This window comes from Bradyrhizobium sp. 160 (genome assembly GCF_023073735.1).
GTDB lineage: Bacteria > Pseudomonadota > Alphaproteobacteria > Rhizobiales > Xanthobacteraceae > Bradyrhizobium.
In genome coordinates this window covers 186,065-204,439 of the sequence record NZ_JADPKD010000067.1, presented here as the reverse complement: position 1 = coordinate 204,439, position 18,375 = coordinate 186,065, and the positions used below count along the sequence as shown (strand labels likewise).

18 protein-coding genes are annotated in these 18,375 nt (G+C 64.4%); 8 read left to right on the top strand and 10 right to left on the bottom strand.

Annotated features, from left to right (window positions below):
• Positions 1 to 541 precede the first annotated feature (541 nt).
• Positions 542 to 733, bottom strand: coding sequence for a hypothetical protein (locus IVA98_RS28470; protein WP_247307616.1), 192 nt, complete (start codon positions 731 to 733; stop codon positions 542 to 544).
• 345 nt (positions 734 to 1,078) lie between these two features.
• Here IVA98_RS28470 and IVA98_RS28465 point away from each other — a divergent pair, with 345 nt between their 5' ends.
• The 8 genes from IVA98_RS28465 to IVA98_RS28430 all read left to right on the top strand — a co-directional run bounded on the left by IVA98_RS28465 (position 1,079) and on the right by IVA98_RS28430 (position 8,249).
• Positions 1,079 to 2,245, top strand: a complete 1,167-nt coding sequence (locus IVA98_RS28465; protein WP_247355974.1) for a cytochrome P450 — start codon at positions 1,079 to 1,081, stop codon at positions 2,243 to 2,245.
• A 372-nt stretch (positions 2,246 to 2,617) separates the two neighbouring features.
• Positions 2,618 to 3,568 carry a sulfonate ABC transporter substrate-binding protein gene (locus IVA98_RS28460; protein WP_247306895.1) on the top strand — a complete coding sequence of 317 codons (951 nt, stop codon included), beginning with the start codon at positions 2,618 to 2,620 and terminating at the stop codon, positions 3,566 to 3,568.
• A gap of 38 nt (positions 3,569 to 3,606) precedes the next feature.
• A complete protein-coding gene (locus IVA98_RS28455; protein WP_247355972.1) occupies positions 3,607 to 4,560 on the top strand; it encodes a sulfonate ABC transporter substrate-binding protein in 954 nt (317 codons plus the stop codon).
• Between the two features lie 8 nt (positions 4,561 to 4,568).
• On the top strand, positions 4,569 to 5,735 hold the full coding sequence (gene ssuD, locus IVA98_RS28450) for an FMNH2-dependent alkanesulfonate monooxygenase (protein ID WP_247306899.1): 1,167 nt from the start codon (positions 4,569 to 4,571) through the stop codon (positions 5,733 to 5,735).
• Positions 5,732 to 6,538, top strand: a complete 807-nt coding sequence (gene ssuC / locus IVA98_RS28445) for an aliphatic sulfonate ABC transporter permease SsuC (protein ID WP_247306901.1) — start codon at positions 5,732 to 5,734, stop codon at positions 6,536 to 6,538. Before ssuD ends, ssuC begins: the two co-directional genes overlap by 4 nt.
• A gap of 7 nt (positions 6,539 to 6,545) precedes the next feature.
• Entirely contained in the window at positions 6,546 to 7,382 is an 837-nt protein-coding gene (locus IVA98_RS28440) for an ATP-binding cassette domain-containing protein (protein WP_247306903.1), read from the top strand.
• Positions 7,383 to 7,414: 32 nt separating this feature from the next.
• On the top strand, positions 7,415 to 7,996 hold the full coding sequence (locus IVA98_RS28435; RefSeq protein ID WP_247306905.1) for a flavin reductase family protein: 582 nt from the start codon (positions 7,415 to 7,417) through the stop codon (positions 7,994 to 7,996).
• A 97-nt stretch (positions 7,997 to 8,093) separates the two neighbouring features.
• Positions 8,094 to 8,249 carry a hypothetical protein gene (locus IVA98_RS28430; protein WP_247306907.1) on the top strand — a complete coding sequence of 52 codons (156 nt, stop codon included), beginning with the start codon at positions 8,094 to 8,096 and terminating at the stop codon, positions 8,247 to 8,249.
• A gap of 115 nt (positions 8,250 to 8,364) precedes the next feature.
• On the opposite strand, the gene IVA98_RS28425 is transcribed toward IVA98_RS28430, so the two are convergent.
• From IVA98_RS28425 to IVA98_RS28385, 9 genes are all read right to left on the bottom strand, one after another.
• The gene (locus IVA98_RS28425; RefSeq protein ID WP_247355970.1) at positions 8,365 to 9,513 is read right to left on the bottom strand and encodes a M20 family metallopeptidase; all 1,149 of its coding nucleotides are present in this window, start codon (positions 9,511 to 9,513) and stop codon (positions 8,365 to 8,367) included.
• A gap of 292 nt (positions 9,514 to 9,805) precedes the next feature.
• The gene (gene flbD / locus IVA98_RS28420) at positions 9,806 to 11,191 is read right to left on the bottom strand and encodes a sigma-54-dependent transcriptional regulator FlbD (protein ID WP_247306910.1); all 1,386 of its coding nucleotides are present in this window, start codon (positions 11,189 to 11,191) and stop codon (positions 9,806 to 9,808) included.
• Positions 11,192 to 11,245: 54 nt separating this feature from the next.
• On the bottom strand, positions 11,246 to 11,596 hold the full coding sequence (gene fliN / locus IVA98_RS28415; RefSeq protein WP_247280371.1) for a flagellar motor switch protein FliN: 351 nt from the start codon (positions 11,594 to 11,596) through the stop codon (positions 11,246 to 11,248).
• A 3-nt stretch (positions 11,597 to 11,599) separates the two neighbouring features.
• Positions 11,600 to 12,223, bottom strand: coding sequence for a FliH/SctL family protein (locus IVA98_RS28410; RefSeq protein ID WP_247306915.1), 624 nt, complete (start codon positions 12,221 to 12,223; stop codon positions 11,600 to 11,602).
• Positions 12,223 to 13,320 (bottom strand): flagellar motor switch protein FliG, encoded by a 1,098-nt coding sequence (fliG, locus tag IVA98_RS28405; RefSeq protein WP_247306930.1) that lies wholly within the window; start codon positions 13,318 to 13,320, stop codon positions 12,223 to 12,225. The genes IVA98_RS28410 and fliG overlap by 1 nt, the downstream gene beginning before the upstream one ends.
• Before the next feature lie 32 nt (positions 13,321 to 13,352).
• Entirely contained in the window at positions 13,353 to 14,963 is a 1,611-nt protein-coding gene (gene fliF / locus IVA98_RS28400) for a flagellar basal-body MS-ring/collar protein FliF (RefSeq protein ID WP_247306933.1), read from the bottom strand.
• Between the two features lie 184 nt (positions 14,964 to 15,147).
• The gene (gene sciP, locus IVA98_RS28395; RefSeq protein WP_002714638.1) at positions 15,148 to 15,423 is read right to left on the bottom strand and encodes a CtrA inhibitor SciP; all 276 of its coding nucleotides are present in this window, start codon (positions 15,421 to 15,423) and stop codon (positions 15,148 to 15,150) included.
• Between the two features lie 375 nt (positions 15,424 to 15,798).
• Positions 15,799 to 16,506: a flagellar hook assembly protein FlgD gene (locus IVA98_RS28390; RefSeq protein ID WP_247280367.1), complete on the bottom strand. Its 708-nt coding sequence runs from the start codon at positions 16,504 to 16,506 to the stop codon at positions 15,799 to 15,801.
• Between the two features lie 12 nt (positions 16,507 to 16,518).
• Positions 16,519 to 18,150, bottom strand: coding sequence for a flagellar hook-length control protein FliK (locus IVA98_RS28385; RefSeq protein ID WP_247355969.1), 1,632 nt, complete (start codon positions 18,148 to 18,150; stop codon positions 16,519 to 16,521).
• Between the last annotated feature and the right edge of the window lie 225 nt (positions 18,151 to 18,375).

Genomic DNA, 18,375 nt, shown 5'->3' with positions numbered 1-18,375 from the left:
TAGACTTCGAGCTAGTTGATGCAGCAGGTTTGGAAATGAAGAGAGGTTGGGTCTATCTCATTTTCGGCCGAATTTTCGGTGCGCTTGGTCCCTACTTTGGGCAATCGTTAGCGATGGCGCGTCGGCCGCGGCTAGTGATCCTGCCGAGGGCGCCTTTTTGGCGTATGTCTTTAGTTTTCTTGTTTCTTGGCTGTCTCTTATGGCCGATGCAGGCTTGGCGCGGATCGTGCCGATTGTGATAAGGGCTTCTTTGATCGCTGCGGCTGGGTCAGGAATCGCATTTGCTTGCTTCGCCGCTGCGCTTGGGCGGCTTCCTCCAGTCCAGAATTTCATGCTCATTGGTATCGTCGCTGCGAACTCGACGGGAAGCACGTTCGTTGCTTGCGAACGACTACTCGAAATCCTGATTGAGCATAAGCGTTTGGGGGCCCGTCGCCGGTCAGCTTGTGGCCCATAGCTGTTTCGACCGAAAGCGCTCTCCAAGGCCCGCCCACGAAATTTGCGAAATGCGGGTGGACGGTCGCTGCAGGAGTGCAAGCCTTTAGCTGATAATCTCCCTGACCTTGATGCCGCGCAAGGTCTCGATGCAGTCAGCTACCAAATGCAAGAGCTCTTGCCGCTTTATGCTCTTCACCTGACGACCTTCCATATTGATTAGTATGTATCTCGCCATGTCGTAGGCGACTTCAAACTGCGATTTGCCGGTAACCGCGACATCGATTCTTTCAGCCATTTCGCTCCCCGCTAGTTATGATTGGAAAGCAGGAGCCTATTGGAAAGCGCGTGGCGAAGTCGAGTCTGTCTTCCTTTGCGGTTAGATCATATCGGCCTGAAGGTCCGCTGGCGCTGCAACCTCGAAATGCAGAGCATTAAACTAGTCCGCTTCTGGCCCTCAACGAACATTCGCTTATGCAGCGTCAATGTCCGATGTTGTGGACAATGCGGGCTTCGCCGTCGCACGCGCGTACTCGACTCTTGAAGACACGTCCTGAGGCCGCCTGTCCCAATCGCTGGGGACAGACGGCGGCTTCTGAAGGCGCTAGGCTTGTTCGTTGGTTGGCACACAAGGGAGCGAAGCTTGAGCACCGCGCCGCGCATCGACATCGACCCGGCCGCATTCTGGGCCGATCCCTATCCGATGCTCGCGACAATGCGCAAGGAGGCGCCGATTGCCTTCGTGCCGCAGCTCGGCTCGACGCTGCTGACGAGCCGCGACGACATCTCGATTTCCGAGAAGCAGATCGACGTGTTCTCCTCGCACCAGCCCGCAGGTCTGATGAACCGACTGATGGGCCATAACATGATGCGAAAGGACGGCGAGGCGCACCAGGTCGAGCGCCGCGCCATGTTTCCGACGGTGTCGCCGAAGACGGTGAAGGCGCATTGGACCGCGCAGTTCCAGGCGCATGCCGACCGCATCATCGATCGCATCGAACCGGGGCGGATCGACTTCATGCGCGATTTCGCGCTGCCCTTCTCCGGCGAGTGCCTGAAGTCGATCACCGGCCTCACCAATATCGGCTTTCAGGAGATGGATGCGTGGTCGCAGGGCATGATCGAGAGCATCGCCAATTATGCCGGCGATCCCGCGATCGAGGCGCGCTGCCACGCCGCGACGTCGGGCATCGACGCCGCGATCGACGACATCCTGCCGGTGATGCGCAAGCATCCAGACCAGAGCATTCTCGGCGTGCTCCTCGCCTCCGGCATGTCGATGGAGAGCGTGCGCGCCAATGTGAAACTCGCGATCTCCGGCGGCCAGAACGAGCCGCGCAAGGCCATCGCCGGCACAGTATGGGCGCTGCTGACCCATCCCGAGCAGCTCAATCTCGTGCGCAAGGGCGAAGTGTCCTGGCTCCAGGCGTTCGAGGAATATGCCCGCTGGATCTCGCCGATCGGCATGTCGCCGCGGCGTATTGCAAAGCCGTGGAGCATCCGCGACGTGTCATTCGAGCTCGATGAGCGCGTGTTCCTGATGTTCGGCTCGGCCAATCGCGACGAGAAGCATTTTGAGCGCGCCGACCAGTTCGACGTGCGACGAGACACGTCCAAGAGCGTCGCCTTCGGCGCCGGTCCGCATTTCTGCGCCGGCGCCTGGGCCTCGCGCGCCATGATCGCCGACGTCGCGCTGCCGACCGTGTTCGCGCGCGCGGGGCAGCTCGAGATCGCCGATGACGAGGAGGTGCGGATCGTCGGCTGGGCGTTCCGCGGCCTGCAGAATTTGCCGGTCAATTGGCCTCATTAGGTCGGCCGGGCCCCTCCATCCCGAAGCGCCGCCATGATGCCATCTTGCTCCTGTTTTGCCCGACGAGTCAAACGAACTTCGGATAATGCGTAAGTCATTGTTTTCGCACGCCCTGGCTACTGTGCATGGGGTTGTTTTTGCGGTTTTGGTTCCGGCCGGGAGTCTCGAGACCGAACCCGCGCGGCCTTCACATCCGCGTGCAGAAAAATTCCATCTTCATTCGCTCCGCCGCTTGAAAGATTAATCACGCGCTTCGCCGCGCGCGCAGTGCTCGCATCGCTATTTTCCCGAGCGTCTCGACAGCTTTCGGAGCGCGCCCCATCATTCACGAGACCTGAATGAATGACGGCCGCACGCGGCCGGGAGCTTGGAATGCATCGTCGCGACTTCTTGAAACTCTCTGCCGGAACTGCCGCCGCTGCCGCCTTCGTCTCGCGCGCCAAGGCGCAAGGCGCGGTGAAGGAAATTCGCATCGGCTACCAGAAGACCGGCGTGCTCGTCATCGCGCGCCAGCAGGCCGCCCTGGAGAAACATTTTTCTCCGCAAGGCATCGAGGTGAAATGGATCGAGTTCTCCTCGGGCCCGCCGATGATGGAGGCGATGAACGTCGGCAGCCTGGACTTTGGTTCGGTCGGCGATTCCCCGCCGGTGTTCGCCCAGGCGGCGGGCGCGGCGATCGTCTATGCCGCCGGCCAACCCATCACCAACGGCCAGGGCATCTTGGTGCCGAAGGATTCCCCGATCCGCACGATCGCCGACTTGAAGGGCAAGCGCATCGGCTTCACCAAGGGGTCCAGCGCGCACAACGTCGTGGTGCAGACGCTCGAGAAGGCGGGGCTCGCCTATGCTGACATCACGCCGATCTATCTGACGCCGCCGGACGCCGGCCCCGCCTTTGCCAATGGCAGCATCGAGGCCTGGGCGATCTGGGATCCGTATTTCGCGATCGGTGAGACCAAGCAGAACGGCCGCATCCTGATCAATTCGCGCGAGGTTACCAAGACCAACTCCTTCTACATCGCGAACCGCGAGTTCGCGAAGAACCACGGAGTGGTCCTGCAACAGATCGTCGATGTGACGACCGCGGCCGGTAACTGGGCCGAGCAGCACCGCGACGAGGTCGCCAAATCGCTTGCCGCGATCACCGGCGTCCCGCTGGACATCCAGACCGTCGCCGCCAACCGCGCGAACTTCGTGGTCGGCCCAGTCACCGACGACATCGTCGCGACCCAGCAGGGCGTCGCCGACCGCTTTCATAGGCTCGGCCTGATCCCGAAGCCGATCGTCATCCGCGACATCGTCTGGCGCAACCCGGCAGCCTGATCGTGCCCACCACTCTCCCGATTTCAAAAGGTTTGAACATGAGGCGTATCATTCAGCGTCTGATCGCGGCCATCGTGCTGTCGATCGGCATCGTCGCCGCTGCGGTCGGCACCTCCTACGGGCAGGACAAGGTGGTCCGCATCGGCTATCAGAAATATGGCAAGCTGGTGCTGCTCAAGAGCAAGGGCACGCTGGAGCCGAAGCTCGCCGCCGATGGCTACAGGGTGGTGTGGACCGAATTTCCCTCCGGTCCGCCGCTGCTCGAAGCGCTCAATGTCGGCGCAATCGATTTCGGCAACACCGGCGAAGCTCCGCCGATCTTCGCGCAGGCCGCCGGCGCCCCGATCCAGTATGTCGCCTATGAACCGCCGGCGCCGAAGGGCGAAGCGATCTTGGTGCCGAGGAACAGCCCGCTGAAGTCGGTCGCCGACCTCAGGGGTAAGAAGGTCGCGCTGAACAAGGGCTCCAACGTCCACTATCTTCTGGTCAAGGCGCTGGAGAAGGCGGGCGTCAAATATTCGGAAGTTGAGCCGGTGTTCCTGGCGCCGGCCGATGCACGCGCCGCATTCGAGCGCGGCGCGGTCGATGCCTGGGTGATCTGGGATCCATTCCAGGCCGCAGCGGAGGCCGCCACCGGTGCGCGCATGCTCGCCGACGGCACCGAGATCGTCGCCAACTACCAGTTCTATTTCTCCTCCAAGAAATTCCTCGAAGCCAACCCGAAGATCGTCGACATCGTGCTCACGGAGCTGAGCGCAGTCGACGACTGGGCCAGGGGCGACATCCATGCGGTGGCCGAGCAGCTCGCGCCGTCGATCGGTTTGTCGGTCCCCGTGGTCGAAGTGGCGCTGAAGCGGCAGGCCTACGGCGTCAAGCCGATCACCGATGCCGTCATCGCCGACCAGCAGCAGGTTGCCGACGCGTTCTTCGCGCTGGGCCTGATCCCCAAATCCATCAAGATTTCCGACGTGGCTCGGAAATCAGGATCATGAGCAACACCATGAGTAAGCAAGCGAACGCCAACATCCTCTGGTTTCTGCCGACCCACGGCGACGGGCGCTATCTCGGCACCGGCATCGGCGGCCGTGAGGTCAATTTCAACTATCTGCGCCAGATCGCCCAGGCCGCCGATCAGCTCGGCTATTTCGGCGTGCTGCTGCCGACGGGGCGGTCTTGCGAGGATTCCTGGATCGTTGCCTCCTCGGTGGCGCCGTTCACCGAGCGGCTGCGCTATCTCGTGGCCGTTCGTCCGGGCCTGCAATCGCCGAGCGTGGCCGCACGCATGACGGCGACGCTCGATCGCATCTCGAACGGTCGGCTTCTCGTCAACGTCGTCACGGGCGGCGATCCCGTCGAGAACAAGGGCGACGGCATTTTCCTCGGCCATGACGAGCGCTACGAGGTCACCCGCGAGTTCCTCAACGTCTATGGCGATCTGCTCGCCGGCAAGACCGTGAATGCCGAGGGCAAGCATATCCATATCGAGGGCGGCAAGCTCTTGTTTCCGCCGGTGCAGTCGCCGCGCCCGCCGCTCTATTTCGGCGGTTCGTCGGATGCCGGCATCGATGTCGCGGTCGACACCGTGGACAAATATCTCACCTGGGGCGAGCCGCCGGCTCTTGTTGCCGAGAAGATCGCGAAGGTGAGGGACGTCGCCGCCGCGCGCGGCAGAAAGCTGTCCTTCGGGATCCGGCTTCACGTGATCGTCCGCGAGACCAATGAAGCGGCCTGGGGTGCCGCGAACGAGCTGATCAAGCATGTCAGCGAGGAGACCATCGCGCTGGCGCAGAAGAATTTTGCCCGTATGGACTCCGTCGGCCAGCAGCGCATGGCGCAGCTCCACGGCGGCAGGCGCGACAGGCTGGAGATCGCTCCGAACCTGTGGGCCGGCGTCGGCCTGGTGCGCGGCGGCGCCGGCACGGCGCTGGTCGGCGATGCCCAGACCGTCGCCACGCGCATCAGGGAGTATCAGGATCTCGGCATCGATACCTTCATCATGTCGGGCTACCCGCATCTGGAGGAAGCCTATCGCTTTGCCGAGCTGGTCTTCCCGCTGCTCGCGCTGGAGCAGCCCAGCAACGTGACGAAGCTGCACTTCAACGGCGGCCCCTTCGGCGAAACGGTCGGCAGCGATTTCCGTCCGCAGCATCGGGTGTCGCAATCATGAGCGTGATCGACGGCATTGCCCTTCCGCGCAGCGTCCGCCTGCCGCGGGCAGACGGCCTCATTCAGTGGATCGTGCCGCTCGCCATCATCGCGATCTGGCAGGTCGCGAGCGTCACCGGCTTCGTGCCGACGCGGGTGCTGCCGGCGCCGAGCGACGTCGTGCTCGCAGGCTGGAAGCTGCTGCTCTCCGGCGAGCTCGTTCGCAACATCTGGGTCTCGTTCTGGCGCGCCTCGATGGGCTTTTTAATCGGCGGCAGCATCGGCTTCGCGTTCGGGCTTGCCAACGGCCTGTCGCAGCTCGCGGCCAAGCTCACCGACACCACGCTGCAGATGGTGCGCAACGTGCCGCATTTGGCGCTGATCCCGCTGGTCATCCTGTGGTTCGGCATCGACGAGAGCGCAAAGCTGTTCCTGGTGGCACTCGGAGTCTTCTTCCCGATTTACCTCAACACGCTGCACGGCATCCGCACCGTCGATCCGCAGCTGATCGAGATGGGCCGCATCTACGGCATGACCGACGGCGAATTGTTCCGCCGGGTGATCTTCCCGGGCGCGCTGCCCTCGATCTTCGTCGGCATCCGCTTCGCGCTCGGAATCATGTGGCTGACCCTGATCGTCGCCGAGACCATCGCAGCCTCCTCGGGCCTCGGTTACATGGCGATGCAGGCGCGCGAGTTCATGCTGATCGACGTGGTCGTGCTCTCGATTCTGATCTATGCCCTGCTCGGCAAGCTCGCCGACAGCGCCTCCCGCGTGCTGGAGCGCCTGACGCTCTCCTGGCACCCCGCCTTCCAGAAACGTTGAGAGTGACATGCAGACAGCGGTTCGTAGCTCCCTTCCGGAAACCGACCTCGCCAGCCGCGCCAATTTCGCGCCACATGCCCGTGTGGTGCGCGAGGACCGCCCGGCGACTGCCGCGGGTTTGCCGCTCAGCATCCGGGGCTTGCGCAAATCCTTCGGCGACAACGAGGTGCTGCGCGGCATCGATCTGCACATTCCCGCCGGCCAGTTCGTCGCCATCGTCGGCAAGAGCGGCTGCGGCAAGAGCACGCTGCTGCGGCTCATCGCCGGCCTGGAGAAGATCGACGCCGGCAGCATCAGCTTCGGCCATGATATCCAGCCCGAGGACATCCGCGTCATGTTCCAGGAGCCGCGGCTGTTGCCCTGGGCGCGTGTGCTCGCCAATGTCGAGGTCGGGCTCGGCCGCGATCGCGCGTCGGAGGATGCGCATGCGCGCGCCGAGAAAGCCCTGAGTGAGGTCGGGCTGGCCGAGAAGCGCGACCAATGGCCGTCGGTGCTGTCGGGCGGCCAGAAGCAGCGCGTCGCGCTCGGTCGCGCGCTGGTCTCCCGGCCGCGCGTGCTCGCCTTCGACGAGCCGCTCGGTGCGCTGGACGCGCTGACCCGGATTTCGATGCAGCGCCTTTTGGAGCGCGTCTGGCGCGACCAGGGCTTTACCGCGATCCTTGTCACCCACGACGTCTCCGAAGCCGTCGCGCTGGCAGACCGGGTGTTGGTGATCGAGGAGGGCCGGATCGCTCATGACGTCACGGTTAACGCGGCCCGGCCGCGTCAGCGTGGCTCAACAGAGCTTGCCGGCCTCGAAGGCTCGATCCTGAGCCACCTGTTATCGGCGGACGATCGTACCTAAATACAGGGAACCCCGCTTCGGGGAGCAACGCCATGAATGTAGTGCCTCGCGATCTCATGACCGAAATCCCCGTCTCGTCCGCCGATTTCCGCGGCGCCATGCGCCATCTCACCGGCGGCGTCAGCGTCATCACCGCCGGGCGGGGCAGCGACATCAGCGGCATGACGGTGACCTCGGTGAGCTCGCTGTCGGTCGAGCCGCCGACGCTGCTGGTCAGCATCAATCGCGAGGCCTCGTCCTTTCCGCTGATCCGCCGCCATGGTGCCTTCGGCGTGAACATCCTCAATGCCGATCAGCTCGATGTCGCCGAACGTTTTGCCGGCAAGGGCGGGTTGAAGGGCGCCGACCGCTTCGCGGGCGCCCAATGGGTGAGGGCGGTGTCGGGCGTTCCGCTCCTGGTCGGCGCCTTGTCGGCGTTCGATTGCGAGGTCGAGGAGATCATCGAGCGGCATTCGCACGGCGTCGTCATCGGCCGTGTCAGGGATATCAAAAGCTCGAGGCGGACTGCGGCGCTGGCTTATTGGCACGGCCAGTACGTGGCCGTCGACCAGGACGAAGACGCGGTCAAACTTGCAGACGTCAGCGTCCCTGCGCGCGCCCGGCGCGGCATTTGATCGCCGCGATCGCTCTGGCGCAAGGCTGGCGTTTTCCCCGCCACCGCTTTAGAAGCGCCTGAGCCCGCCGGATCGGAGGCGGCAATGGAGCGGATGGATGAAGCGCGTCGCGACCTGGGCCTTCTACGCCATCGGCGCGCTCGCGATTGCCTATCTCGCGCTCTACGCCTACGCGATGTTCAGCGGCGAACCGATCGTGCCGGGCGACCCCATCCACATCTTCCGCAGGCCCGACGCGCCGAGTTATTCGTAGAGCTTGGCAGGTCTCGCAAGGTGGGCAAAGCGAAGCGTGCCCACCACTTCTACCCAGTGAAGCCAAATGGCGGGCACGGCGCAAGCGCGCCTTTGCCCACCCTACGGCGCCTCCCTCACCCTCTTAGAATCGCCAGCGCCAGCGCCTGCGCGCGCGGCACGATGCTGTCGAGTTCGAGATATTCCTCCGGCGTGTGCGCGAGCCCGCCGACCGGCCCAAGGCCGCAGATGGTCGGCGTGCCCACCGCGGCGGTGAAGCCGGAATCGGCGCAGCCGCCCGAGAACTCGCCCTGGAGCGTGGCAAGGCCAACCTCTCTTGCCGCGGCCCGATAGCCTTCAAACAGCGCCTTCGATTCCGCGCTCTGCACCACCGGCACGAACTCGCCCTTGATGGTCAGCGTCGCGCTGGTGCCCGGCACATAGGACGTCGCGATGATCTGCTCGATCGCGGTCATCACCGTCGCGCGGTCTGCGGGATCGACATATCGCAGATCGATCTGGCCTTCCGCGTAAGGCGCCGTGGTGTTGACGGATTGTCCGCCCGAGACCAAGCCGACATTGAGCGTGATACCCTTGTCGAGATTGGTCAGCGCATGGATCTGCACGATCTTGTGCGCGAGCTCGCCGATCGCGCTGACGCCGGCGGCGAAATTGGCGCCGGAATGGGCGGCTTTGCCGGTGATGGCGAAATGCATGAAGATGCCGCCCTTGCGCCCGGTGACGATATTCCCCATGGGGCGGCCCGGCTCGGCGTTGAACACGGCGCGCGCGGCGCGCCCTTCGCGCTCGATCACCGGCCGCGAGGACGGCGAGCCGATCTCCTCGTCCGAGGTGATCAGCAGCTTGATTGGATGCGGATTGCCGCCGAACTTGTGGAAGGCGGTCGCCACGAACACGTTCATGACCAGCCCGGACTTCATGTCGGCCACGCCGGGTCCATAGGCGCGGCCATCCCTGATGGTGAACGGACGCCGTCCGGCCTCGCCCTTGCCGAACACGGTGTCGCGATGCCCCATCAACAGGACAGGCTTCTCGTTGCTGCCGGGCTTTGCGATTTCGGCATGGATCGCGTCGCCAAACGTGCCGTGGCTTTCGCGGCGGAACGGAATGCCGTGCTCGGAAAAATGCCGCTCGAACTGCGCACCGACCGCATCGACACCTTCCTTGTCGTAAGATCCGGAATCGATGTTCACGACATCGCGCAACAGATCGATCATCGCCTGCCGCTGCGACGCCAGCCAGTCCGTGATTTGAGCTTCCGACATGTTTGTCCTCGTGTGGTTCTCGCGGAGTTATAGAGCTTGGCGCGCGGATGGCCTAGCCACGGGGCGCGGTTCCGTCACGCGAAGGATGCTCTTGAGGTTCGTCATTGCGAGCCAACGGGTCCGCGCAAAGCGCGGCCCGATGACAGGCTCCGCGAAGCAATCCGGAGTGTCGCCGCGGAGGGATTCTGGATTTGCTTCGCTGCGCTCGCAATGACGAGGTTGGCAGCCTGCATCAAACAAGGTGCCCGGGACGGGCCCGGGAATCTACATTCTCGATCAGCGTGAGCGCCGCCTACGCCCCTACCATCGGCATGCGCGGATATTCGCCCGGGGTGCCTGCGGGCGGGATCGGGATGCCGCCGTCGGCGTATTCGTTGAGCTTGTTGCGCAGTGTGCGGATTGAGATTCCTAAGATGTTGGCGGCATGGGTGCGGTTGCCGAGGCAGTGCTTCAGCGTCTCCAGGATGAGGTCGCGCTCGACATCGGCGACGGTGCGGCCCACGAGCGCACGTGTCACCTGCTCGGCGGCCATCGTCGCATGCGCCACGGCCGGCGCGGTCCTGGCGAGGTCGAGGCGGTCACCGTCCGGCGTGATGATTGCGTCGGCGCCGATCTCGTCGCCCTGCGCCATCAGCACCGCGCGATGCATGGTGTTTTCGAGCTCGCGGACGTTGCCCTGCCAGCGGTTGGTGGAGAGCACGCGGCGCGCCTCCGTCGAAATCGGGCGCAGCGGCACGCCGTTGGCCTCAGCATATTTCTTCACGAAGTGCTGGGCGAGCTCGAGGATGTCGGCGGGGCGCTCGCGCAGCGGCGGGATCTTCAAATTCACGACGTTGAGACGGAACAGCAGATCCTCGCGGAACGTGCCTTCGCGCACGGCCTCAGCCAAATTGCGGTTCGAGGTCGCGATGATGCGGATGTCGACGGCGACAGGCTTGGTGCCGCCGACGCGATCGATCACGCGCTCCTGGATGGCGCGCAACAGCTTCGATTGCAAGCGGACGTCCATCTCCGAGATTTCGTCGAGCAGCAGCGTGCCCCCCGTCGCCTCTTCGAACTTGCCGATGCGGCGGGCGATCGCACCGGTGAAGGCGCCCTTCTCGTGACCGAACAGCTCGGATTCCAGCAGATGCTCAGGGATAGCGGCGCAGTTGATCGAGATGAACGGACGCTTGGCGCGGGCCGAGCGGGTGTGGACGTAACGGGCCAGCACTTCCTTGCCGGTGCCGGACTCGCCGGTGATCATCACCGAGGCGTCGGAGCCTGCGATCTGCTGGGCAAGCTTGATCACCTTGGCCATCGCCTCGTCGCGATAGACCAGCTCGCGGGAATCGTTGGCAACGGCAGCCAGCACCGCGGCGATCAGCTCCGGATCCGGCGGCAGCGGGATGTATTCCTTGGCGCCGGCATGGATCGCGGCGACCGCGGCGCGGGCGTCATTGGTGATGCCGCAGGCGACGATCGGAGCGTGGATGTGCTCCGCCTCCAGCCGCATCACGAGGTCGCGGATGTCGAGCGCGACGTCGACCAGCAGGAGGTCGGCGCCCTTGCCGCTGCGCAGGACGCGCATCGCCTGCTCGTGATCCTCAGCATGGGTCACGGTGGCGCCGTTCTCCATCGCGATCTTGGTGGCCGTGGTGAGCTGGCCCTTCAAGGTGCCAACGATGAGAAGCCGCATGTCAGTCTCCTGTCCGTCTGGTCGCGCCGTCGCGCGTCATTGTCTTTATTCGTGCTAACCGCGTTCGGTCTTGATGATTTCGGTCATGGTCACGCCGAGCTTGTCTTCGACCAGCACCACCTCGCCGCGGGCGACGAGGCGGTTGTTGACGTAGATGTCGATGGCCTCGCCGACGCGGCGATCGAGCTCGAGCACGGTGCCGGGCCCGAGCTTCAAGAGCTCGCCGACATCCATCTTGGAGCGGCCGAGCACGGCCGAGACTTGCACCGGCACGTCGAACACGGCTTCGAGGTCGGCAGCGACGCGCGACGCATATTCGTCCTCGGTATAGCCGACATCGGTACCGGTCGGCGGCATCGGGCCGTTGAGATCGGGCAGCGGGACCTGTCCGTCGGTGTCGCTCATGGCTTAATTCCCCCTGCGGGACGCGATGTAGCGTCCGACCATTTCGTCGATCTTGGCCGCGATGGCGCCGCGCTCCAGCACGACGCCGCCATCGGCCCATTCGATCCGGCAGTCGCCGGTGGCAATCTCCGGCTCGGCAAGGATCACCAGCCGGCCCTCGAAGCCGCTCTGCTTGGCGAGCCGCTCGATCTTGTCGCGCGCAGCGTCGTAGAGCGCGTCGTTGATGCGGACGACGAGATGCGGCGTCGCCACCAAATGCGAGAAGCAGTCCTTGACGAGTGCAACGATCTCGCCGAGCGGCTCGGCGGCGACCAGATCGGCGCACAGCTTGCGGGCCACCGCGACCGCGACGTCGACAGCCTCGGTCTCCATCTTGGATTCGATGTTGCCGATCCCGGAGGCGATGCCCCGGATCGCGATGTTGATCTCCTCCATGGCCAGCGCAACGCGGCGGTCGCTCTCGGCCTTGGCCTCGCGCTGGCCGGCGGCAAAGCCGTCCTGATAGGCGCGTGCCTCGGCTTCAGCGATCTTCTGGGCGATCTCGGACGCCGTCGCGGGCTTCTCGCGGGTCGAGCGTTCGGGTGCGGCGAAGTCGGTATCGAACAGGAATTTTGCCGGAGCGCCCATCAGTACACCAGCTCGTCGTCGGCGCGGTTCTTGGTCAGCATGATCTCGCCCTTGGCGGCGAGGTCCTTGGCGAGGTTGACGAGCAGCGCCTGCGCCTCGTCGACATCGCGCAGACGCACGGGGCCCATCGCCGCCATGTCGTCCTGGAGCATCTTGGCCGCGCGCGATGACATGTTGCCGAAGAAGAAGCTGCGGACGTCCTCGTTGGCGCTCTTGAGCGCGACGCCGAGCTTGTCCTTGTCGACGTTGCGCATCAGGGTCTGGGCCGAGCCGGAATCCAGCTTGACGAGGTCGTCGAAAGTGAACATCAGCGCCTTGATGCGCTCGGCCGATTCCCGATTGTCCTCTTCCAGTGACGTGATGAAGCGGGTCTCGGTCTGGCGGTCGAAATTGTTGAAGATTTCCGCCATCACCTCGTGGGCGTCGCGGCGGCGGGTCTGCGACAGGTTGGACATGAACTCGGTGCGCAGCGTCTTCTCCACGCTCTCGATCACCTCCTTCTGCACCGCTTCCATCTTCAGCATGCGGTTGACGACGTCGAGCGCGAGTTCCTCGGGGAAAATGCCGAGCACACGGGCGGCGTGCTCCGGCTTCAGCTTCGACAGCACCACCGCGATGGTCTGCGGATATTCGTTCTTGAGATAGTTCGCGAGCACCTCTTCCTGCACGTTGGAGAGCTTTTCCCACATGTTGCGGCCGGCGGGGCCGCGGATCTCGTCCATGATGCCGTTGACGCGCTCCGGCGGCAGGTACTGCTGCAGCAGCCGCTCAGTGGCGTCGAAATTGCCCATCAGCGCGCCCGAGGCCGACATGCGCGAGACGAATTCGAGCAGCATGTCCTCGACGGTGTCGACCTCGACGGTGCCGAGCGTCGACATCTCCAGCGAGAGCTGGCGCACCTCGTCGTCGTCGAGCAGCGACCAGATCTTGCCGCCGTATTGCTCGCCGAGCGCCAGCATCAGGATCGCGGCGCGCTTCGGTCCGGACAATTGCTCGGCCGGCTTGCCGTCCTTGGCACGGGTGTTGGCCCGCTGACCGAGCGTGGAGATCACGCTGGTGATGTCGTTGCTGTTGGCGTTTTGCAATGCGGCGGCCATGTCAGATCACTTCTTGATTCAGTTAGCTTGGGTTATTTCGCGGGTTCGGCCAGCCACTGGCGGACGATGGCGACGGTTTCGTTGGGATTGCGCTCGGCGAGCTCGCCGACACGATGAACAGACTGGGCGTGGACCTGGCCCTGGATGGTGGCGACGTCGATCGCGCTTGCGGCGGCGTTCGGCAGGAGCGGCTGGCCGGCGGGCACGGCCTCTTCGGAGCTCGCCGGGCCGCTGAGCACGCCGGAGATGGCGGCAGCCATCTCGTCGGAGGCCAGGATGCGCTTGACCAGCGGGCGGATCACCAGGAACAGCACGACCAGGCCGAGCAGCATCATCACGCCGAGCTCGACGAAGTACATGACGTCGTCCTTGGTGAACTGGAGCATGCCAAGGAAGCCGCCAGGCTCGCCGATCGGCGCGGTTGAGGGGGCGTCGGCAAAGCGCAGATTGACGACCTCGACCTGATCGCCGCGCTTCTGGTCAAAGCCGATCGCCGAGCGCACCAGCGCTGCGATGCGGTCGAGCTGCTCCTTGGTGCGGTCTTGATAGGCGAGCTCGCCTTTGTCGTTTTTGGAATAGATGCCGTCGACCAGCACCGCGACCGAGATGCGGTTCACCCGGCCGGCCTCGGTCACTTCGGTCTTGGTGATGCGGGAGATCTCGTAATTGTTGGTCTCTTCGCTCTTCTTGCTCTGGTCCTTGGCCGCGACGCCGTTGTTCTGCTGGTTGCCGGGCAGCTCGTTGTTGACGGTGACCTGGCCGTTGTTATCGGCGGTCATGCTCTGCTCTTCACGGGTCTGGCTCGAGCGCAGCACGCGGCCTTCGGGGTCGAATTTGTCCGAGGTCTGGGTGACCTTGTTGAAGTCGAAATCGGCGGAGAGCTGCACGCGGGCGCGTCCCGAGCCGACCACGGAGGAGACGATGTCCTCGACCTGCTTGCGCATCCGCTTCTCGAAGGCGATGCGGCGCTCGTCGCCGACCGCCTGCTCCGGATCGGTCGCGGCGCCGTCGGCGAGCAGCTGGCCGGCCTCGTCGACGATTGAGACCCGCTGCGGCTTCAGCCCGTTGACGGCGGAGGCGACGAGGTGGCGGATGGCGCGGATCTGCTGGGCTTCCAGTGAGCCGCGGACGCGGACCACGATCGAGGCCGACGGCTCTGGCGCCTCGCGCGCGAACAGCGGGCGCTCGGGCAGCACGAGGTGAACGCGGGCGGCCTGGATGCGGTCAATGGCGCGGATGGTGCGGGCGAGCTCGCCCTCGAGGGCGCGAAGGTGATTGATGTTCTGGACGAAAGAGGTGGTGCCGAGCGCATCCGACTTGTCGAACACCTCGTAGCCGACGCCGCCCCCCTTCGGCAGGCCGCCCTCGGCGAGCTTCATCCGCAGGCGCGTGACCTTGTCCTTGGGCACCATGATGATGGAGCCCTCGTTGCGGATCTCGAACTGGATACCCTGGCGTTCCAGGTCCTTGATGATGCCCGAGGAATCCTCGACGCTGAGGTCCGTGAACAGGGTCGTCATCTGCGGCGTGGTGACGCGCATGATGACGAACGCGAAAAAGCCGATGAGCGCGGCGGTGACCGCGATCATCGCCCCGAATCGGGCGGCTCCGATACTTTTCAAAAAGTCCGCAAGACCTTGCAAGCAACCGCCCCAACCAGCTTCGGCCGCTTTCACTGGAAAGGCCGAGTGGGCAATTATTGCCTAGGTGATGGTTTCGATATGGTTAACGACGGTTAAGAGGTCGGACAAAAGTTAACGTCATGAAAAAAATCGGCCTCGCAGGGCGAGGCCGATTTTCGTCAAAAGCCGCAGGTTTCCGGATCGCTTACTGGCGATATTGCTGGATGCGGGTGGTGCGAAGACCCGCCAGACCGTGCTGGTCGATGGAAAACTGCCAGGAGAGGAATTCGTCGACCGTCAGGGTATAACGGCTACAGGCCTCCTCGAGGGAGAGAAGTCCGCCACGAACGGCGGCGACGACCTCGGCCTTGCGGCGGATGACCCAGCGTTTGGTGCCGGGTGCAGGCAGATCCGCGATCGTCAACGGACTGCCGTCCGGCCCGATGACGTATTTTACCCTCGGGCGATGGGGTTCTGTCATGGCGTACTCACAAACTCTCAACCACTGAACTCACGCCATGACCCTACGCGTCGCGGCTTAAAAATCCGCTAAGCCTAAGGCTTCAATACAATTCTCGTTGAAACTGGCTGGAACGCGCTCGTCTCCGCGGGCGGGACGGGGGCGTCCAGGCCGGTCAGGGAGCATTTCGTAAATACTTTACTAACGAACGAGGCCTGCGCGCGGTGTTGGGAGGCCCCAAATTGTCCTCCGGCGAAGGCCGCGACCCCAGCAGATTGGCGAGGACTCCTGATGAGAAAGTCTTTTGCAGTGCTGCTACCAGGGCCTCATCGATGGATCACGCGGCAAGGTCCTGGCTTTCGCCGGAACGACACCCAGTGTGTAGCGGCACCTCTGTTAATTGCTGGCGGTGGCGATGATGCTCTTGACCTGGCTCAGGGTGTAGCTGGCGCCGTCGATGGTGAGCAGCGGCGGCGACTGGGTCAGGTCGACCGAGGATACCGTGCCCTGCACCTGCGCGGCGATGCCGACAGTGTTGTTCGCTACATCCTTGCCGGTGGCCGAGATCGTGTACTTGCCGTCGGGCCATTGCGTGCCGTCATTGCCCATGCCGTTCCAGGTGAAGGGGATGTCGGTGCCGGCGGCGGCGGTATATTTGCCGGTGAACACGGTCTGACCGCTGGCATTTGCGACGGTGATGTCGACGGTCGAATCGGAGGGCACGTTGAGATGCCAGGTCGCCGATGAATTCTTCATGGTCGCGGTCGAGCCGTCGACCAGGGCGGTCTTGCCGACGAAGCCCAGCGCCTGGGTTGCCTGCGTGGTCTGCTGGAGGGTGACGAGCTGGGCCAGCGAATCGTTGGTCTTGAGCTGCTGCTCGACGCCGGCGAACTGCACCAGCTGCTGGGTGAACTGGTTGGTGTCGAGCGGATCGAGCGGGTTCTGGTTCTGCAGCTGCGTCGTCAGCAGCGTCAGGAACGTCTGGAAATTGCCGGCGAGCGTCGCGCCGGTGGACGAGCCCAGGCTCGAGCTTGACGAGGATTTCGGGATGTCGGTCGTCCCGGAGACGACGGAAGGGGCGGTGGCGGCATTCGTGGTGGCCATGTCGAATACTCCTTACACTCTGATGTCGACGCCGCTGCTCGATCCGAGCGTGCGGCCGTAGCTGCGCCCGACGGGCACTGCTGCAACGGTTTCGTCCTCACTGATGATCAACCGGCGGGTATTGCCGCCATTGTCGTTGTCCTGGCCGGAGTTCTGGTTAGATGAATTCTGGTCGCGCAGGCTGAAGGACAACCCGTTGCTGCCGGTCTTGAAGCCGGCATCGTCGAGCGCGCGCTGCAGTTGCGGCGCATCCTGACGCAGCATTTGCAGCGTCTCCGGCTTTTCCACGGTGAGATGCGAGGTGACCTGGCCGTTGCGGTCGACATTGATACGGACGTCGATCCTGCCGAGATCGATCGGATCGAGGCTGATGTCGAACCGCGACTTGCCGGCGCGTATCGCAGCCGCGATCTCGATCGGGACGCCGCTGATCGGCACCGCCGTGTGGCTTGCCGAGGTCGCGGTGAGCGTCGCGGTCGAGGCGGTCGCAGCCGAGGTGGTATTGGTCAGCGGCGCCTGCACCGCGGAGGTGACTTGTGCGCTGGTATCCGTCGGGGCGACAGTCGCCTGCGGCCCCGCATGAGCGTGCGTGGCGGACGCGCCGGATGTCGCATCAGCGGTGCGCTCGGTGCCGACTGCCCTGGCGTCAGCCGTTCCGTCATCTGCCTGCGCCTTGGCGGCCTGCGGATGCGCGGCGGCGTCGAGGGTCGCTGCGCCCGCTGCTGGCGGCGTGGCGGCGTTTGCCTTGCCGGTGCCCTGGCCGATATTGGAGATGTCGGTCTGGCCCTGCGCCGTGGCCGCGGCCTTGAACGAGGTCTTCGGCGTGCCCTGGTCCACGGCGATCAGGCCGCCATTGGCTTTCGCATCGGTCGCGGTGGCTTCGCTCGTGGCGGTTGCGGTCTCGCCGAGCGTGGTCGTGGTGTCCGCATCGACCTTGGCGCTCGCGGTCTTGGCGCTCTTGTCGCCCGCGGTGGCGATGTCGGTCTTGGCGCCCTGGATCTGTGCTGCGGTGGAGGCGCTGGCGGCGAGGCCGGCGGCGGCGATGGTCAGGGGGGAGGCGGAGTTGGTGGTCTGGTTCGCAGCCGGATCGACTGGCACGACCGGGGCGGCAACGACGATCGCGTTCGGATCGGGCACGGCGATCGGGCTCGCATCGGTCGTTGCGGCGCTACCCGCATCGACGGCGGCGGTAAGAGTGTCGGTGCCGTCGGTCTTGTCCCCCCTGGTCTCGTCGGACGTGTCCGCCGATTTGGCGTCGGAGGCCTCCGCCTTGTCCTTGGTCTTGCCGGCGTCCTTGGCCGGATCGGTCATCGTGTCGCTCGTCTTGTCGTTCTCGTCATCGGTCTTGGCGGGCGCCGACGCGTCAGCGCCGTCACTCGCCCTGCTCTGCGAGGGCTCGTTTGCGGACGAGGTGTCGCGCGCATTTCTGTCCGAGGAGGGCGACGAAGCAGAGTCGCTCCGGCGCGGCACGGTGTCCTGCGCCTGCGAGCCTGTATTGTTGCTGATCGCCTGGGTGTTGCTGTCGACCAGTGAGCCGAAGGAATCGGCCGCGGACGTGTCTTTCGCGGCTTGCGACCGGGCAGGCTTCTGCTGCGCGCTTTGGACTTGCACGCTTGCCACGACATCTAACGTCCGACCAACCACAGGCGACCCCTTGGAAACTTCTATGGCATGGGGGTAGCAAGGAGCGGGCCAGGGTCCCTTCCTGAGTGTTTCGGCAATAAAATCAATGATTTGATGTCTCGGTGCGGCCGCCGCGCGCCTGCCGCGACTCCGTCATTTCTGCCTGCCCGGCAAGAATTGCCCTCAGCTGGCCGCCCGCGTGATTGCTTCACCGGAATGCGGCCTATATTAAAGAGGTCACTCTCA

What these genes read in the sequence shown, in the direction of transcription:
- IVA98_RS28435 (WP_247306905.1), top strand. Translation starts at nt 7,415, where the DNA reads ATGAATGTAGTGCCTCGCGATCTCATGACCGAAATCCCCGTCTCGTCC.
- IVA98_RS28410 (WP_247306915.1), bottom strand. Translation starts at nt 12,223, where the DNA reads ATGGGCGCTCCGGCAAAATTCCTGTTCGATACCGACTTCGCCGCACCC.
- fliN (WP_247280371.1), bottom strand. Translation starts at nt 11,596, where the DNA reads ATGAGCGACACCGACGGACAGGTCCCGCTGCCCGATCTCAACGGCCCG.
- IVA98_RS28440 (WP_247306903.1), top strand. Translation starts at nt 6,546, where the DNA reads ATGCAGACAGCGGTTCGTAGCTCCCTTCCGGAAACCGACCTCGCCAGC.
- sciP (WP_002714638.1), bottom strand. Translation starts at nt 15,423, where the DNA reads ATGACAGAACCCCATCGCCCGAGGGTAAAATACGTCATCGGGCCGGAC.
- fliG (WP_247306930.1), bottom strand. Translation starts at nt 13,320, where the DNA reads ATGGCCGCCGCATTGCAAAACGCCAACAGCAACGACATCACCAGCGTG.
- IVA98_RS28425 (WP_247355970.1), bottom strand. Translation starts at nt 9,513, where the DNA reads ATGTCGGAAGCTCAAATCACGGACTGGCTGGCGTCGCAGCGGCAGGCG.
- IVA98_RS28460 (WP_247306895.1), top strand. Translation starts at nt 2,618, where the DNA reads ATGCATCGTCGCGACTTCTTGAAACTCTCTGCCGGAACTGCCGCCGCT.
- ssuC (WP_247306901.1), top strand. Translation starts at nt 5,732, where the DNA reads ATGAGCGTGATCGACGGCATTGCCCTTCCGCGCAGCGTCCGCCTGCCG.
- IVA98_RS28470 (WP_247307616.1), bottom strand. Translation starts at nt 733, where the DNA reads ATGGCTGAAAGAATCGATGTCGCGGTTACCGGCAAATCGCAGTTTGAA.
- IVA98_RS28430 (WP_247306907.1), top strand. Translation starts at nt 8,094, where the DNA reads ATGAAGCGCGTCGCGACCTGGGCCTTCTACGCCATCGGCGCGCTCGCG.
- flbD (WP_247306910.1), bottom strand. Translation starts at nt 11,191, where the DNA reads ATGCGGCTTCTCATCGTTGGCACCTTGAAGGGCCAGCTCACCACGGCC.
- ssuD (WP_247306899.1), top strand. Translation starts at nt 4,569, where the DNA reads ATGAGTAAGCAAGCGAACGCCAACATCCTCTGGTTTCTGCCGACCCAC.
- IVA98_RS28455 (WP_247355972.1), top strand. Translation starts at nt 3,607, where the DNA reads ATGAGGCGTATCATTCAGCGTCTGATCGCGGCCATCGTGCTGTCGATC.
- IVA98_RS28390 (WP_247280367.1), bottom strand. Translation starts at nt 16,506, where the DNA reads ATGGCCACCACGAATGCCGCCACCGCCCCTTCCGTCGTCTCCGGGACG.